14 protein-coding genes are annotated in these 15,641 nt (G+C 74.2%); 6 read left to right on the top strand and 8 right to left on the bottom strand.

Annotated features, from left to right (window positions below; all coding sequences use genetic code 11):
* The first annotated feature begins 336 nt into the window (after positions 1-336).
* The 4 genes from ABZ716_RS12160 to ABZ716_RS12145 are packed head-to-tail and all read left to right on the top strand — an operon-like array spanning position 337 to position 4,619.
* Positions 337-1,227 (top strand): NTP transferase domain-containing protein, encoded by an 891-nt coding sequence (locus tag ABZ716_RS12160; protein WP_358958419.1) that lies wholly within the window; start codon positions 337-339, stop codon positions 1,225-1,227.
* Complete coding sequence (locus ABZ716_RS12155; RefSeq protein ID WP_358958447.1) at positions 1,161-2,531, top strand: molybdopterin molybdotransferase MoeA; 1,371 nt, start codon at positions 1,161-1,163, stop codon at positions 2,529-2,531. The genes ABZ716_RS12160 and ABZ716_RS12155 overlap by 67 nt, the downstream gene beginning before the upstream one ends.
* Entirely contained in the window at positions 2,519-3,619 is a 1,101-nt protein-coding gene (locus ABZ716_RS12150) for a potassium channel family protein (protein ID WP_358958417.1), read from the top strand. The genes ABZ716_RS12155 and ABZ716_RS12150 overlap by 13 nt, the downstream gene beginning before the upstream one ends.
* A gap of 22 nt (positions 3,620-3,641) precedes the next feature.
* The gene (locus ABZ716_RS12145) at positions 3,642-4,619 is read left to right on the top strand and encodes an NAD(P)H-quinone oxidoreductase (RefSeq protein ID WP_358958414.1); all 978 of its coding nucleotides are present in this window, start codon (positions 3,642-3,644) and stop codon (positions 4,617-4,619) included.
* A gap of 59 nt (positions 4,620-4,678) precedes the next feature.
* Here the strand turns inward: ABZ716_RS12145 and ABZ716_RS12140 are convergent, their stop codons facing one another.
* From ABZ716_RS12140 to pdhA, 3 genes are read right to left on the bottom strand one after another with little or no spacing between them, the layout of a single operon-like run.
* Entirely contained in the window at positions 4,679-6,025 is a 1,347-nt protein-coding gene (locus ABZ716_RS12140) for a dihydrolipoamide acetyltransferase family protein (protein ID WP_358809673.1), read from the bottom strand.
* On the bottom strand, positions 6,025-7,032 hold the full coding sequence (locus tag ABZ716_RS12135; RefSeq protein WP_358809674.1) for an alpha-ketoacid dehydrogenase subunit beta: 1,008 nt from the start codon (positions 7,030-7,032) through the stop codon (positions 6,025-6,027). Before ABZ716_RS12135 ends, ABZ716_RS12140 begins: the two co-directional genes overlap by 1 nt.
* A complete protein-coding gene (pdhA, locus tag ABZ716_RS12130; RefSeq protein ID WP_358958411.1) occupies positions 7,029-8,165 on the bottom strand; it encodes a pyruvate dehydrogenase (acetyl-transferring) E1 component subunit alpha in 1,137 nt (378 codons plus the stop codon). Before pdhA ends, ABZ716_RS12135 begins: the two co-directional genes overlap by 4 nt.
* Before the next feature lie 122 nt (positions 8,166-8,287).
* Between pdhA and ABZ716_RS12125 the strand changes: the two genes are divergently transcribed.
* The gene (locus ABZ716_RS12125; RefSeq protein ID WP_358958445.1) at positions 8,288-8,950 is read left to right on the top strand and encodes an Lrp/AsnC family transcriptional regulator; all 663 of its coding nucleotides are present in this window, start codon (positions 8,288-8,290) and stop codon (positions 8,948-8,950) included.
* A gap of 19 nt (positions 8,951-8,969) precedes the next feature.
* On the opposite strand, the gene ABZ716_RS12120 is transcribed toward ABZ716_RS12125, so the two are convergent.
* The gene (locus ABZ716_RS12120) at positions 8,970-9,563 is read right to left on the bottom strand and encodes a TetR/AcrR family transcriptional regulator (protein WP_355966853.1); all 594 of its coding nucleotides are present in this window, start codon (positions 9,561-9,563) and stop codon (positions 8,970-8,972) included.
* Positions 9,560-11,098 (bottom strand): 3-hydroxyacyl-CoA dehydrogenase, encoded by a 1,539-nt coding sequence (locus ABZ716_RS12115; RefSeq protein ID WP_358809677.1) that lies wholly within the window; start codon positions 11,096-11,098, stop codon positions 9,560-9,562. The genes ABZ716_RS12120 and ABZ716_RS12115 overlap by 4 nt, the downstream gene beginning before the upstream one ends.
* 168 nt (positions 11,099-11,266) lie before the next feature.
* On the opposite strand from ABZ716_RS12115, the gene paaN reads away from it, so the two are divergent.
* Positions 11,267-12,949, top strand: a complete 1,683-nt coding sequence (paaN, locus tag ABZ716_RS12110) for a phenylacetic acid degradation protein PaaN (RefSeq protein ID WP_358958409.1) — start codon at positions 11,267-11,269, stop codon at positions 12,947-12,949.
* Positions 12,950-12,968: 19 nt separating this feature from the next.
* Here paaN and ABZ716_RS12105 read toward each other — a convergent pair whose 3' ends face one another.
* Genes ABZ716_RS12105 through ABZ716_RS12095 form a run of 3 tightly spaced genes read right to left on the bottom strand, consistent with a single transcriptional unit; the run spans position 12,969 to position 15,633 of the window.
* The gene (locus ABZ716_RS12105; protein WP_358958407.1) at positions 12,969-13,724 is read right to left on the bottom strand and encodes a TrmH family RNA methyltransferase; all 756 of its coding nucleotides are present in this window, start codon (positions 13,722-13,724) and stop codon (positions 12,969-12,971) included.
* Between the two features lie 50 nt (positions 13,725-13,774).
* A complete protein-coding gene (locus ABZ716_RS12100; RefSeq protein WP_358958405.1) occupies positions 13,775-14,980 on the bottom strand; it encodes an HTTM domain-containing protein in 1,206 nt (401 codons plus the stop codon).
* Positions 14,965-15,633: a DUF5819 family protein gene (locus tag ABZ716_RS12095; RefSeq protein ID WP_358958403.1), complete on the bottom strand. Its 669-nt coding sequence runs from the start codon at positions 15,631-15,633 to the stop codon at positions 14,965-14,967. Before ABZ716_RS12095 ends, ABZ716_RS12100 begins: the two co-directional genes overlap by 16 nt.
* Positions 15,634-15,641: the final 8 nt, after the last annotated feature.

The following is a 15,641-nucleotide window of genomic DNA, read 5'->3' as shown; positions in this document are numbered from 1 at the left end:
CCCACCCCATCCCACCACCCCCTCTCCCCCCCCCCGCCCCTCCCCCCACCTCCCGGCGGGGCCCCTTCCAGCCCCGCCGGCACCCGAGTCCCGGGGCCCGGAACGGCCCCCGCCTCCTTCCAGCCCGCCCGGGTGCGGGGCGGAGCCGCGGGGCACAGCACCACGACCCTGCACCCCCGGGGGGTGCGGGGCGGAGCCCCGCGGTTTTCAGCCCCACCGGCGTTCGAGGTGGAAACGGTGAAAGGGCGGGGCGGGGAGACGGCTCCGCGCAGCGGCACCAAGCCCCTGCTCCAGCGCCCCCACGCAGGGGGCACGGGCCCGCTCATACTCAGGGGCATGAGCTACGACGCCATCGTCCTCGCCGGCGGCGCCGCCCGGCGCCTCGGCGGGGCCGACAAGCCCGCCCTCCCGGTGGGCGGCCGCACCCTCCTCGACCGCGTCCTGGCGGCCTGCCCCGACGCCGCCGCGACCATCGTGGTCGGCAGCCGCAGGCCCACCGCCCGCCCGGTCGACTGGGCGATGGAGTCCCCGCCCGGCGGCGGCCCGGTGGCCGCCCTGCACGCCGGGCTGCGCCGCACGACCGCCGGGCTGGTCCTCGTACTCTCCGCCGACCTCCCCTTCCTCGACGCGGACACCGTCCAGGCCCTGCTCACGGCGGCCGCCGCCGGCCCCGCCGACGGGGCCCTGCTCAGGGACCCCGAGGGCCGCGACCAGCCCCTCGTCGCCGCCTACCGGGCCGAACCCCTGCACCGCGAGATCGCCCTGCTCGCCACCGAGCACGGCACCCTCCACGGCCTCCCCCTCCGCGCCCTCACCGCCGAGCTCAGCCTCGTCCGGGTCACCGCCGCCGCACCGCTCGCCTCCTTCGACTGCGACACCTGGGGGGACCTGGCGACGGCCCGCGCCCGGATCAGGGAGCATGGGAACGTGCTGGATCAATGGATCAACGCCGCCAAGACCGAGCTCGGCATCGAGATCGACGTCGACACCAAGACGCTGCTCGACCTCGCCCGTGACGCCGCGCACGGCGTCGCCCGGCCCGCCGCGCCCCTGACGACCTTCCTCGTCGGCTACGCCGCCGCCCGCGCCGAGGCGGCCGGCGCCGACCCGGCCCGGGCCGTCGCCGAAGCCTCCCGGAAGGCCGCCGACCTGGCCCTGCGCTGGGCGGCGGAAGCCGAGACGCCCGCCCCCCAGCCCACCGACCCCGAGGGGAACGGCTCTCCATGACCCGTACCGACGCCGACGGCGCCCTGGACGAGGCCCTCGCCCTGGTCCGCCCCGCCTCCGCCGGCGAGGGCGGCGGCTCGGGCGGCCACCGCGCCACCGCCTGGCAGCGTGCCCGTGAGACCGCCGCCCTGGCCGGCACCACCGTCCGGGCCCGCAGCCACCGGGTGGCCCTCGCGGACGCGCTCGGCGAGGTGCTGACCACCTCCCTGGACGCCCTCGGCGACCTGCCCTCCTTCGACACCTCCGCCATGGACGGCTGGGCCGTCGCCGGACCCGGCCCCTGGATGATCCGGCCCGGCGACGGGATCCTGGCCGGAGGCACCGGCGAAGCCCCCACCGCCCCCCTGGCCGACGGCGAGGCCGTACGGATCGCCACCGGCGCCCGGATCCCCGCCGACACCACCGCCGTGATCCGCAGCGAGCACGCCCGCGAGTCCGGCAGCCGGCTCCACGCCACCCGGCCCGTCAGCACCGGCCAGGACATCCGCCCGCGCGGCCAGGAGTGCCGCTCCGGGGACCCGCTGCTCCCGGCCGGCTCCCTCGTCACCCCCGCCGTCCTCGGGCTGGCCGCGGCCGCCGGGTACGACGAGCTCGTCACCCGGCCCCGGCCCCGCGTGGAGATCCTCGTCCTCGGCGACGAACTGCTCACCTCCGGCCGCCCGCACGACGGGCTGATCCGCGACGCCCTCAGCCCCATGCTCGGCCCCTGGCTCACCCGCATCGGCGCCGAAGTCCTCTCCACCCGTAGGCTCGGCGACGACCCGGCCGGGGCCGAGGCCCTCTTCCAGGCGGTCACCGGCTCCACCGCCGACCTCGTCGTCACCACCGGCGGCACCGCCTCCGGCCCCGTCGACCACGTCCGTCCCGTCCTGGAGCGGGCCGGCGCCGAGCTGCTCGTGGACGGGGTCGCCGTACGTCCCGGCCATCCGATGCTGCTGGCCCGCCTCGGCGACCGCGCGGACGGGCGCCACCTGGTCGGCCTGCCCGGCAACCCCCTCGCCGCCGTATCCGGCCTGCTGACCCTCGCCGAGCCGCTGGTGCGCGCCCTCGCCGGCCGCCGCCAGCGCTCCCGCTACGCCGTACCGGTCCAGGGCGACGTGCCGGGGCACCCGTACGACACCCGGCTGGTGCCGGTCCTGCTCACCGACGAGCACGCCGTACCGCTGCGCTACAACGGCCCCGCGATGCTGCGCGGGGTGGCCGCCGCCGACGCACTGGCCGTCGTACCGCCGCACGGTGCGCGGAGCGAGCAGGAGCTGGAGATCCTCGACCTGCCGTGGGCCGCCGGGGGATGTTTCACGTGAAACTCCCCGGCCAGGACGCGATGGCACGCGGCGCCGACGAGAAGCTCGTCGCACGCCGCGTCACGCTCCCCAATCGGGTGGTGGAGAAGCCGCTGCGCCAGGTGACGCGACGGCTGCTGATGGCGCTGTTCGTGATGTGCCTGACGGTCCTGATCGTCTGGCTCGACCGGGACGGCTACCACGACAACGCCGGCGAGCCGATCGACCTCCTCGACTGCGTCTACTACGCGACCGTCACCCTCTCCACGACCGGATACGGCGACATCGTCCCGTACAGCGCCAGCGCGCGGCTGGTCAACGTCCTGCTGATCACCCCGCTGCGCGTGCTGTTCCTGATCATCCTGGTCGGTACCACCCTGGAGGTCCTGACCGAACGCACCCGGGAGGAATGGCGGTTGAACCGCTGGAGGAAGAACGTGCGCGAGCACACGGTCGTCGTCGGCTTCGGCACCAAGGGCCGCTCGGCGCTCCAGACCCTGCTGGCGACCGGCCTTCCGAAGGAACAGGTCGTCATCGTCGACCCCAGCGCCAAGGTCATCGACATGGCCAACACGGAGGGCTTCACCGGGGTCGTCGGCGATGCCACCCGCTCGGAGGTGCTGCTGCGGGCGGAGCTCCCGAAGGCCCGTCAGATCATCATCGCCACCCAGCGCGACGACACCGCCGTCCTGGTCACCCTGACGGCCCGGCAGCTCAACCGGGGCGCCAAGATCGTGGCGGCGGTCCGCGAGGAGGAGAACGCCCCGCTGCTGAAGCAGTCCGGGGCGGATGCCGTGATCACCAGCGCGAGCGCGGCCGGACGGCTGCTCGGCCTGTCCGTGCTGAGCCCCCGGGCGGGCGCGGTGATGGAGGACCTGATCCACCAAGGCAGCGGCCTGGACCTGATCGAGCGGCCCGTGAACCGGTCCGAGGTCGGCCGGGGCGTACGGGAGACCGAGGACCTCGTGGTCAGCGTGGTGCGCGGGCACCGGCTGCTCCCGTACGACGATCCGCACGCGAGCCCGCTCCAGCTGACGGACCGGCTCATCACCATCGTGCGGGCCGCACCCCCGACGATGCCTCAGGTCACGCTCGGTCCGGCGGAGTAGCGGGCGCGGTAGATTCCGGGCCATGCATGCGATCACCATCGAACAGCCGGGCGGCCCCGAGGCCCTCGTCTGGGCCGACGTACCCGATCCGGTGGCGGGCGAGGGCGAGGTGCTCGTCGAGGTCGCGGCGAGCGCCGTGAACCGCGCCGACGTCCTGCAGCGGCAGGGCTTCTACGATCCGCCGCCGGGGGCCTCGCCCTATCCCGGCCTGGAGTGTTCCGGACGTATCGCCGCGCTGGGACCGGGGGTCTCCGGCTGGGCCGTGGGCGACGAGGTGTGCGCCCTGCTCTCGGGCGGCGGTTACGCGGAGAAGGTCGCCGTCCCGGCGGGGCAGCTGCTGCCGGTGCCGAAGGGCGTGGGCCTGGTGGAGGCGGCCGCGCTTCCGGAGGTCGTCGCGACGGTGTGGACCAACGTGTTCATGGTCGCGGGACTGCGGCCGGGCGAGACGCTGCTGGTGCACGGCGGGTCGAGCGGCATCGGCACGATGGCCGTCCAGCTCGGCAAGGCCGTCGGCGCACGGGTGGCGGTGACGGCGGGCAGCCGCGAGAAGCTGGCCCGCTGCGCGGAGCTCGGTGCGGACGTCCTGATCGACTACCGCGAACAGGACTTCGTGGAGGAGGTGAAGGCCGCGACGCAGGGGGCCGGGGCGGACGTGATCCTCGACATCATGGGCGCCAAGTACCTGAGCCGGAACCTGGAGGCGCTGGCCATGAACGGGCGGCTGGCGGTGATCGGCTTCCAGGGCGGGGTCAAGGCGGAACTGGACCTGCGGATGCTGCTGGCGAAGCGGGGGGCCATCACGGCGACCTCGCTGCGGGCCCGTCCGCTGGAGGAGAAGGCGGCCATCATCGCGGCCGTACGGGAGCACGTCTGGCCGCTGGTCGAGGGCGGCCGCGTCCGGCCGGTGGTCCACGCGACCCACCCGATGGCGCGGGCCGCGGAAGCCCACCGGGTCCTGGAGTCCAGCACCCACGTCGGCAAACTCCTGCTGACCGTCTGACCCGGGGGCCGCTGCGCGGAGCCGTCTTCCCGCCCCGCGCAGCGGCAGCCACCGGCCGGCTACAGACTTCTCAGCAGGACCGCCGGGTTCTCGACGCAGTCCGCGACGTAGCGGAGGAAACCTCCGGCCGTACCGCCGTCGCAGACCCGGTGGTCGAACGTCAGCGACAGCTGGACGACTTGGCGCACGGCCAGCTCGCCCCGGTACACCCACGGCTTCGCGATGATCCGCCCCACCCCGAGCATCGCCGCCTCCGGGTGGTTGATGATCGGCGTGGAGCCGTCCACCCCGAACACCCCGTAGTTGTTCAGCGTGAACGTCCCCCCGGTGAGGTCGGACGGCGCCAGCTTCCCCGCCCGGGCCAGCTCCGTCAGCCGGGCGAACTCCGCCGACAGGGACTCCGGGCTGCGAGTCTGGGCGTCGCGGACGACCGGGACCATCAGCCCGCGCTCGGTCTGCGCGGCGAAGCCCAGGTGGACGGCCGGCAGTCGGACGATCTCGTTCGCCGCGAGGTCCACCGTGGAGTTGAGTTCCGGGTACCGCGCCAGCGCGGCCGTGCAGATCCGGGCCAGCAGGGCGAGCACCGAGACCTTCGGGCCGTCCACCGCGTTCATGGCGGCCCGCGCCGCCATCAGTTCGGTGGCGTCCGCGTCCACCCAGCAGGTGGCCTCGGGGATCTCACGCCGGCTGCGGGAGAGCTTCTCCGCCACCGCGCCGCGCAGGCCCTTGAGCGGGATGCGCTCCCCCAGCGGGGCGGCGGCGGGGGCGGGGGCGGCAGCCGGGGCCGCCGGCTGCGCCGCGGGACGCAGGGCCGCCTCGACGTCCGCCCGCAGGATCAGCCCCTCGGGGCCGGAACCGCGCAGCGCCCGCAGATCGACCCCGTTGTCCCGGGCCAGCTTCCGCACCAGCGGCGAGATGACGGGCACCGGCCCGGCGGCGGCCGCCGGAACCGGCACCGCCACCGGAACCGGCACCGGAGCAGGCACCGCGACCGGAACAGCGGCAGGCGCCGACACCGCGGCGGTGACGGGTCGCACCCGTCGCCGCCGCGCCGGGCGCGCGTGGTCCGAGCCGTACCCGATCAGCGGCCGGGGCTGCGCGGAACCTTCGGCTTCCGCCTCGGCGACCGGCGCCTGCGCGGCCCCGGCGGGCGCCGACTCCACCCCCACCGCCACGGTGATCAGGGGGGCGCCGACGGGCAGCTCCTCGCCCTCCTCACCGAACCGGGCGGTGACCACACCGCCGTACGGGCAGGGCACCTCCACCATCGCCTTGGCCGTTTCGACCTCGACGACCGGCTGGTCGACGGCGACGACGTCGCCCACCGCCACCAGCCACCGCACGATCTCGGCCTCGGTCAGACCCTCACCGAGGTCCGGCAGCTTGAATTCCATGACCTGCGGCATCAGTTCTCCCACTGCAGGCGGGCCACGGCGTCCAGGATCCGGTCCACGCCCGGAAGGTGGTGCTTCTCCAGCATCGGCGGCGGGTACGGGATGTCGAAGCCCGTCACCCGCAGCACCGGCGCCTCCAGGTGGTGGAAACAGCGCTCCGTCACCCGGGCGGCGATCTCCGCGCCCGGTCCGCCGAAGCCGCCGGCCTCGTGGACCACCACCGCGCGCCCGGTCCGGCGTACCGAGGCGACGACCGTCTCCTCGTCGAACGGGACCAGCGAGCGCAGGTCCACGACCTCCAGGTCCCAGCCCTCCGCGCGGGCCGCCTCGGCCGCCTCCAGGCACACCGGCAGCGACGGCCCGTACGTGATCAGCGTCGCGCTCGTGCCCGCCCGCCGCACCAGCGCCGTGCCGATGCCCGGCACCGCCGCCGGGGTGTCCGGCGACCACTGCGCCTTCGACCAGTAGAGCCGCTTCGGCTCCAGGAAGACCACCGGGTCGTCGCTCGCGATCGACGCGCGCAGCAGCCCGTACGCGTCCTCGACGGTCGCCGGGGTCACCACGGTCAGGCCGGGCGTGGCCACGTAGTACGCCTCGGAGGAGTCGCAGTGGTGCTCGACCCCGCCGATGCCGCCGCCGTACGGCACCCGGATGGTGATCGGCAGGGGCATCGCGCCCCGGGTGCGGTTGCGCATCTTCGCCACATGCGAGATCAGCTGCTCGAACGCCGGGTAGGCGAACGCGTCGAACTGCATCTCCACGACCGGCCGCAGCCCGTACATCGCCATGCCGACGGCCGTGCCGAGGATGCCCGCCTCCGCGAGCGGCGTGTCCGTGACCCGGTCCTCGCCGAACTCCTTCGCGAGCCCGTCGGTGATCCGGAAGACCCCGCCGAGCGCGCCGACGTCCTCGCCCATCACATGGACCGTGGGGTCCTCGGCCATCGCGTCGTGCATGGCCCGGGTCAGCGCCTGCGCCATCGTCGCGGGCTTGACCCCCTGCTGAGCCACCGTGGTCATGCGTCGTCCTCAGCTTCCAGTTCCGCGCGCAGCATGGCCGCCTGCTCCCGCAGCCGGCCGGTCTGCTCGGCGTAGACGTGCGCGAAGAGGTCCATCGGGTCCAGTACGGGCTCGGCGTTCATCCGCTCGCGCAGCTCCGCCGCCATCCCCTCGGCCGCCTCGCGCGCCTCCTGGATGCCGGCCTCGTCCAGCCAGCCGCGCCCGGTCAGCTCCCGCTCCAGCAGCGCGACGGGGTCGTGCGCCTTCCATGCCTCGACCTCGGAGTCGGACCGGTAGCGCGTCGCGTCGTCGGCGTTCGTGTGGGCCTCCATCCGGTAGGTGACGGCCTCGATCAGCGTCGGGCCGCCGCCCGCGCGCGCCCGGTTCACGGCCTCGGTGAGGACCTCGTGCATCGCGGCGACGTCGTTGCCGTCGACCAGCCGGCCGGGCATCCCGTAGCCCACGGCCTTGTGGGCCAGGGTGGGGGCGGCCGTCTGCTTGGCGAGCGGGACGGAGATGGCGAAGCCGTTGTTCTGGACCAGGAAGACCACCGGGGCCTGCCAGACCGCCGCGAAGTTCAGCGCCTCGTGGAAGTCGCCCTCGCTGGTGCCGCCGTCGCCGACCATGGCGAGCGCGACGACCTCGTCCCCGCGCAGCCGCGCGGCGTGCGCCACGCCGACCGCGTGCGGGAGCTGGGTGGCGAGCGGGGTGCACAGCGGGGCTATGCGGTGCTCGCGCGGGTCGTAGCCGGTGTGCCAGTCGCCGCGCAGCAGGGTCAGCGCCTGGACGGGGTCCAGTCCGCGCGCCACGGCCGCGAGGGTGTCGCGGTAGCTGGGGAAGAGCCAGTCCTGCTCCTGGAGGACGAGCGCGGCCGCGATCTCGGCGGCCTCCTGCCCCACGGTGGAGGGATACACGGCGAGACGGCCCTGCCGGGTCAGCGCGGTGGCCTGGGCGTTGTAGCGGCGGCCGCGCACCAGCTCGGCGTAGTAGCGGCGCATCAGCGCGGGGTCGAGGTGCTCGGCGGCCGTCGTGCCCAGGACCCGGTAGGGCTCCGGGTCGGGAAGCAGCGCGGCGGCCTCCGTACGGGGCCTCCAGGCGGGTGGCGGGGTGACACGGTGGGACGCACCGGCACCGGGCAGCTCTTGGACCGTCATGGCGGCGTACACCTCCTCGTGGGAAGCGGGCAGAAGGACACCCCGGTTGTGGGGTGCCTCACCTACCGATTGTTCGGTCGTCGGCGCAATTTGGCTACAGGCGGCTCCAGGCTGTGGACAAACTGGCGGCGGGGCCCTGGGATGGGTGCAGGACGTCCAGGAGAGGGAGGCAGTGGGCAATGCCGGATGAACAAATGGCCGCGGCGGGCTCCGTACCGGTTCCGCCGGGGGGTGCCCCGGCAGCCCCGGGGACGCAGCCGCCCGCGCCGGCCACGGCCCCCGCGGTCCCCCCGGCGCCGCCCGTGCCGCCCCGCCCCCTCGACCCCATCGACCGGTCGATCATGCGGCTGCTCCAGGCGGACGGCCGCGCGTCGATACGGTCGGTCGCCGAGCAGGTGCACGTCTCGCGCGCGAACGCGTACGCCCGGATCAACCGGCTGATCGACGACGGGGTGATCCGGGGGTTCACGGCCCGGGTGAACCACGAACGCGCAGGCCAGGGGGCTTCCGCCTATATCACCCTGAAGATCGTCCAGAATTCCTGGCGGACGGTGCGCGAGAAGCTGCGCGAGCTGCCGGGGGCCGCGCACATCGCGCTCGTCAGCGGGGATTTCGATGTCCTGCTGCTGGTCCACACGGCGGACAACCGCACCCTGCGGGAGCTGGTGCTGACCCGCCTCCAGTCCATCCCGGAGGTCCTCTCCACCCGCACGCTGCTGGTGTTCGAGGAGACGGACCTGCTGGACCCGGGCCCGGGCGCCGGCCCGGCCCTCACGGAGGACTGAGCCGGGCCCCCGCGGCCTCCTACGGCTGGGGCTTCGTCCGCAGGCCGTCCAGGGCCATGCTGACCACCGCGTCCGCGAGCTGGTCGGGGGTCGTGCCCGGGTGCGGGCGGTACCACTCGACCAGCGAGTTGACCATGCCGAAGAGCAGCCGGGTCGCCAGCCGGATGTCCACGTCCGCCCGCAGGTCACCGTCGGCGGCCGCGGCCTTCAGCAGCTCCGCGACCTGGTGGTCGAACTCGCGGCGGCGCTCCAGCGCCCAGCGCTCGGTACGGGTGTTGCCGCGCACCCGCAGCAGCAGGGTCACGTACGGCAGTTCCGCGACCAGGACCTCGACGGTGCGCCGGGTGACGTACTCGACGCGCGCCACCGCCCGGCCGCGCACGGCGCCGGGCTCCTCCAGGACGGCGAAGAGCTCGTCCAGCGCCCGGCTGACCGCCCGGTGCAGCAGCTCCTCCTTGCCCGCGACGTGGTGGTAGATCGAGGACTTGGAGATACCGGCGGCCTTGGAGAGGTGCTCCATGGAGGTGCCGTCGTAGCCGCGCTCGTTGAAGACGCGCACCGCCACCGACAGGAGCGTCTCGGGGGTGTAGGTGTCCCGCCTGGCCGTGGTCATCCGGTGCCCTCCTCCGCCGATTCCGCTTCTGCCTCCGCCTCGCCGTCGTCCGCGTAGCCCAGCTTGAAGAGGGCCAGCGAGGGGGCGTAGCGGCCGCCGGGACAGCGCTCGTCCAGGTGGTGCAGGAGGTCGTACGCCCAGTCCCGGCCGAGCCGCGCGTGCCAGGCGGAGGGGCCGAGCGGGTAGTTGACGCCGAGCCGCATGGCGGTGTCGATGTCCTCGGCGGTGGCCACGCCGCGCGCCACGGCGTCGGCCGTCAGGTCGATCAGCATGGCCACGGTCCGGGCGACGATCATGCCGGGGACGTCACCGATGACGGAGACCTGCTTGCCGAGCTTCTGGAAGAGGCCGACGGCCTCGGCGAGGGTGCGCTCGGTGGTGTCCTCGCTGACCGAGAGGGCGATCCGGCCGGCCTCGCGGTAGTCCAGGGCGAGGTCGAAGTAGACGACGTCGGTGAACTCGACCGCGGTCCTGCCGTCGGCGAGCACCAGCTGGCCCTCGCCGGGCAGCTGGATGTACGGGCCGCCGTGGGCGGTGGAGGTCACCGCGATCCCGGCCTCCTCGATCAGCTCCGCCAGGACGGCGGCCGGTCCGAGGTCGCCGACGACGGTCACCTTCTCCGGAGCCTCCTCGGGCCCGGCGGTGTGCGGTGCGGGCTGCCGCGCGTCCTCGCCGTACGGGTACCAGCCGTGCCCGGACTTCCGGCCGAGGCGGCCCGACTGGACCAGCCGGCGCTGGGCGAGCGAGGGGGTGAACTTGGGGCTGCGGAAGAAGGACTCCCACACCGAGCGGGTGACGGCCTCGTTGACGTCCTGGCCGATCAGGTCGGTCAGCGCGAACGGGCCCATCTTGAAGCCGCCGCTCTCGCGCAGCACGGCGTCGATGGTCGCGGGGTCGGCGCCCTGCTCCTCGTAGACGGCGAAGGCTTCGGCGTAGAAGGGGCGGGCGATGCGGTTGACGATGAAGCCGGGGGTGTCGGCGCAGCGGACGGGGGTCTTCCCCCAGCTCTCGACCGTGCGGTACGCGCGCTCGGCGGCGGCCGGGTCGGTGGCGAAGCCGCTCACCACCTCCACGAGGGGGAGCAGCGGGGCCGGGTTGAAGAAGTGCAGGCCGAGGAAGCGGCCGGGGTGGGCGAGGCCGGCGGCGAGCTCGGTGACGGAGAGCGAGGAGGTGTTCGTCGCCAGGAGGGTGTCCGGGGAAACCACCTCTTCGAGGGCTTCGAAGACGGCGCGCTTGACGGCGACGTCCTCCACGACGGCCTCGATGACCAGGGCGGCTCCGGCGAGGTCGGCGACGGCGGCGGTCGCGCCGATCCGGCCGATGGCGTCATCGGCCTCGGCGCGGCCGAGCCGGCCCTTCGCGGCCATGCGCTCGACACGGTCCTGGACGATGGCGGCGCCACCGGCGGCCAGGCCGGCGTCGATGTCGTAGAGGAACACCTGGTGACCTGCGAGGAGGGCGACCTGGGCGATGCCCTGCCCCATGGTGCCGGCGCCGACGACCGCCACAGTGCGGGACCGCTCGATTGCTGTCATGTCCTGATCCTCCCGCACCGGGTTGTCCACAGGTCCTGCCGGGCCCTCTTGTCCCGACCGATCGTTCGGTTACTCTAACTCCAGTCTGCTCTTCTTCACCCGCCCCTGCCCGATCCCGTGCTGAGAACCAGCCCGATCCCGCCCGGCTCAACGAGGAGTTGGTCCCTGATGGCCGCCGAGCTCACCCTCTCCCAGCTCACCGAGAAGCACCGGCCCACGCTGGACCAGGCGCTGGCTGCCATCCGCAGCCGCGCCTACTGGTCCCCGCACCCCGAGCACCCCAAGGCATACGGGGAGAGCGCCCCGGCCGACGGGCTCGCCGCCTTCGAGGCCGTCCGCGGTACCCGCTTCGAGCTCGACCAGCCCGGAACGGACGGCTGGACCGGCGGGGAGGTCTCCCCGTACGGCCCGGAGCTGGGCGTGGAGTACCCGCACGCCGACGTGGAGGTGCTGCTGCCCGCGATGAAGGCCGGCATGGGCGCCTGGCGCGACGCCGGGCCCGAGGCGCGCGCCGTGGTCTGCGTCGAGATCCTCTCCCGCATCTCCGCCCGCACCCACGAGTTCGCGCACGCGGTGATGCACACCAGCGGCCAGGCGTTCATGATGGCCTTCCAGGCGGGCGGCCCCCACGCGCAGGACCGCGGCCTGGAGGCCGTCGCCTACGCGTACGAGGAGCAGACCCGGGTCCCCGGCCGGGCGGACTGGTCCAAGCCGCAGGGCAAGCGGGACCCGCTGGAGCTCGGCAAGACCTTCACGGCGGTGCCGCGCGGCATCGCGCTGATGATCGGCTGCAACACCTTCCCCACCTGGAACGGCTACCCCGGCCTGTTCGCCTCCCTCGCCACCGGCAACGCCGTCCTGGTCAAGCCGCACCCGCGCGCCGTCCTCCCGCTGGCGCTGACGGTGAAGGTGGCCCGCGAGGTCCTGGCCGAGGCCGGCTTCGACCCGAACCTGGTGGCGCTGGCGGTGGAGCGGCCGGGCGAGGGCATCGCCAAGACCCTGGCGGTCCGGCCCGAGATCAAGCTGATCGACTACACCGGCTCGACGGAGTTCGGTGACTGGCTGGAGGCCAACGCCCGTCAGGCGCAGGTCTACACGGAGAAGGCGGGCGTCAACACGGTCGTCGTCGACTCGACCTCCGACTACAAGGGCATGCTGTCCAACCTGGCCTTCTCGCTCTCCCTCTACAGCGGCCAGATGTGCACCACCCCGCAGAACCTGCTGATCCCGCGCGAGGGCATCGAGACGGACGCCGGCCACAAGTCGTACGACGAGGTGGTCGCCGACCTCGCCGCCTCGGTCGGCGGCCTGCTGGGCGACGACGCCCGGGCCAACGCCCTGCTGGGCGCCCTGGTCAACCCGGACGTCAAGGCCCGTCTGGAGGCGGCGGCCGAGCTGGGCGAGGTGGCGCTGGCCTCGCGCGAGGTGGCCAACCCCGAGTTCCCGGACGCGGTCGTACGCACTCCGGTGATCGTCAAGCTGGACGCCGGCAAGCCCGACCCGGAGGCCGCGTACCTGTCGGAGTGCTTCGGCCCGGTCTCCTTCGCGGTCGCGGTGGACTCCACGGCCGACGCCCTGGAACTGCTGCGCCGTACGGTGCGGGAGAAGGGCGCGATGACGGTCGGGGCGTACACCACCTCCGCGGACACCGAGCGGGCGATCGAGGAGGTCTGCCTGGAGGAGTCGGCGCAGCTGTCGCTGAACCTCACGGGCGGGGTCTACGTCAACCAGACCGCGGCCTTCTCCGACTTCCACGGCTCGGGCGGCAACCCGGCGGCCAATGCCGCGCTGTGCGACGGCGCGTTCGTCGCGAACCGCTTCCGCGTGGTGGAGGTCCGCCGCCAGGCGTAGCCGCGCCGGGGCCCGGGCCTCAGGGCCTGGGCCCGCCCCAGTGGAAGAGGGTCATGGCCACGCTGGTGGCCAGGTTGTAGCTGGAGACCTGGGGGCGCATCGGCAGGGACACCAGGTGGTCGGCGCGGGCGCGCAGCTCGGGCGAGATCCCGTGCCGCTCCGAGCCGAAGGCGAGCAGGGCGTCGTCCGGGAGGGTGAGGGCACGGATGTCCTCGCCCTCCGGGTCGAGCGCGTACAGGGGGCCGGGCGGCAGCTCCTCCAGCTCCAGCCGGTCCACGGTGGTGGCGTAGTGCAGCCCGGCCCCGGCGCGGACCACGTTGGGGTGCCAGGGGTCGAGGTCGCCCCGGGTCACCACGCCGGTGGCGCCGAAGCCGGCGGCGAGGCGGACGACGGCTCCGACGTTGCCGAGGTTGCGGGGGTTGTCGAGCACCACGACGGGCGCGGGCCGGGGCAGCCGCGCCAGGGCGGCCCGCCCCGCCTCCCGCCCGGGCCGCACGGCGAGGGCCGCGACCCCGGTCGGGTGCACCCGGGGCATCAGCCCCTTGAGCGACCCCTGCCGCACGAGCCGCACCACCGCCTCCTCCACATCGGGAGCCAGCTCGGCGGCGAGCGCCCGCACCCCCTCGGGCTCCTCGGCCACGGCCAGCACGACCTCGGCCCCGAACCGCAGGGCGTGCTTCAACGCGTGGAACCCGTCGAGCAGCACCACGTCGCCCCGCTCGACGAGCCCGCCCCACTCCCGCCCGACGCCCCACCCACTCCGCTGCTCACTCATGACCCCGACCCTACGGCCCGGCAGAGCCACCCCTTTCCGAGCGCCCGCGACTATCCAGCCTCGCCGGCGTTCGAGGCGCTGGGGTCTGGGGGCGGAGCCCCCAAGGGGGTCCGGGCCCTCCCGGGAAACGGAGAAAGGGCGGGCCGGGGAGCGGCTCCGCGCAGCGGCACCCGCAGCGCGGCGGCCCGCGCCCCCACCCACACCAGCAACCCGGTCGGCAGGAACACCGCGTCAGCGGCGATCATCGCCAGAGAGAAGAACGGCAGCCCGAGCAGCACGGCGATCCCCGCGTGCTCCAGCACCATCACCCCCAGCAGCACGTTCTTGACCCGCCGGTTCAACACCGTGAACGGGAAGGCGACCTGCACGACCACCGTCCCGTAGGTCAGCAGCATCACCGCCACCCCGCTCCCGGCCAGCGCCCCCGACAGCTCCGGCCACGGCGTGAAGTAGTCCAGCCGCAGCGGGTAGTACAGCGCGGTCCCGTCCTGCCAACGGGACCCCTGGATCTTGTACCAGCCCGCCGTCGCGTAGATCAGGCACACCTCCGCCATGATCACCAGCATGCCCGTGTTGTGCAGCAGGTTGGCCAGCACGTCCAGGGCGGCGCGCCGCTCGCCCCCCGGCTCGTACCGCTCGGCCAGCCACCACAGCGCCGCGCCCGTCCACAGCGCGGCGAACACGGCCGCCCAGCCGCCGCTCAGCCGCCCGCTGAGGGCCCCGTACGCGAGGACGGCGCCCAGCACCCCCCACAGCACCGGCCCGGCCGCCCCCGCCGCGGCGGAGCCCCTCAGCCGGGCCCGCCGCGCGTCCAGCGACCACACCTGCGCGCACCGCGTCAGCACCAGGTACATCGCCATCAGGTGGATGACGTTGTCCCCGCCGTCGCCCATGAACACGCTGCGGTTCTGCAGCGAGAGCACCCCCACCATGAACAGCACGGACGTCGCCCGCGTCCGCCAGCCCAGCGCGAGCAGCGCGCCGGCGGCCACGGCGAGGCCGTAGACGAGCTCGAACCACCATCCCGAGGGGGACCACAGCAGCACCGTGAAGGCGTGGTTCCCCGTGACGAGCCGCTCGGCGAGCTGCCAGCTCCACGGCCCGTCGGGCCCGTACAGCTCGTGCCGCTCCGGGAACTCGCGCAGCAGGAAGAACAGCCAGGTACCGGCGAAGCCGATGCGGACGACCGCGCTCTGGTACGGGCCGAGCGCCTGCCCGCTGACCTGCGCGAGTGCCCGCCTCAGACGCTCCACCACGGCAGCTCCCGGTAGTACGTCTGGGTGTCGGTGGTCTCCGTGCTCCAGGCCGGCGCGGCCACGGACCGGGTCGCCGAGCGCAGCTGGACCCGTACGATCCGCTCGCCCTCCGCCAGCCCGGCCCCCAGCCGGCGGCCGGCGATCCGCTTCAGGTACGCCTCGGACAGTTCGGCGCGCTCGGTCTGGACCGCCTTGCCCTCGTCGTCGTGGGAGCCGGTGTAGAAGTCCCAGGCCCGGCGGAGCTCGTTCTGCTCGGTGTGGCTGGGCAGCAGCCCGTGCCGGATGGCCGCGGCGTCCTCGGCGGACAGGTCGCGCCAGCCGGTGGTGACGAGGGCGCCGGACCCGCCCCGGACCTGGGCGCGGGCCTGCACAGCGATGTTCTGCTGGAGGGGGTTGGGGGCGAAGAGCTTCCAGTTCTGTTCGAACTCCGGGTAGATCCAGCCGTCGACCAGGCCCGCGTGCTTCTTGCTCAGCGTGTTGGAGGGTGCGACGTGCAGGAAGACCAGCCCGAGGTGCAGGCACGCGGCGACGGCCAGGGCCGCCAGGACCAGCGCCGCGAGGACCCGGTACGGCAGCGCGAGGCCGGCGATCCCGGGCGCCCGGGGAGGCGCCGTACCGGGCCCTTCCGCACGCTCGCGCTCGTTCGCGTCCATCCCGCCCC

Source organism: Streptomyces sp. NPDC006687 (genome assembly GCF_040636215.1).
Lineage (GTDB): Bacteria > Actinomycetota > Actinomycetes > Streptomycetales > Streptomycetaceae > Streptomyces.
This window is presented reverse-complemented; position numbering and strand designations above follow the sequence as displayed.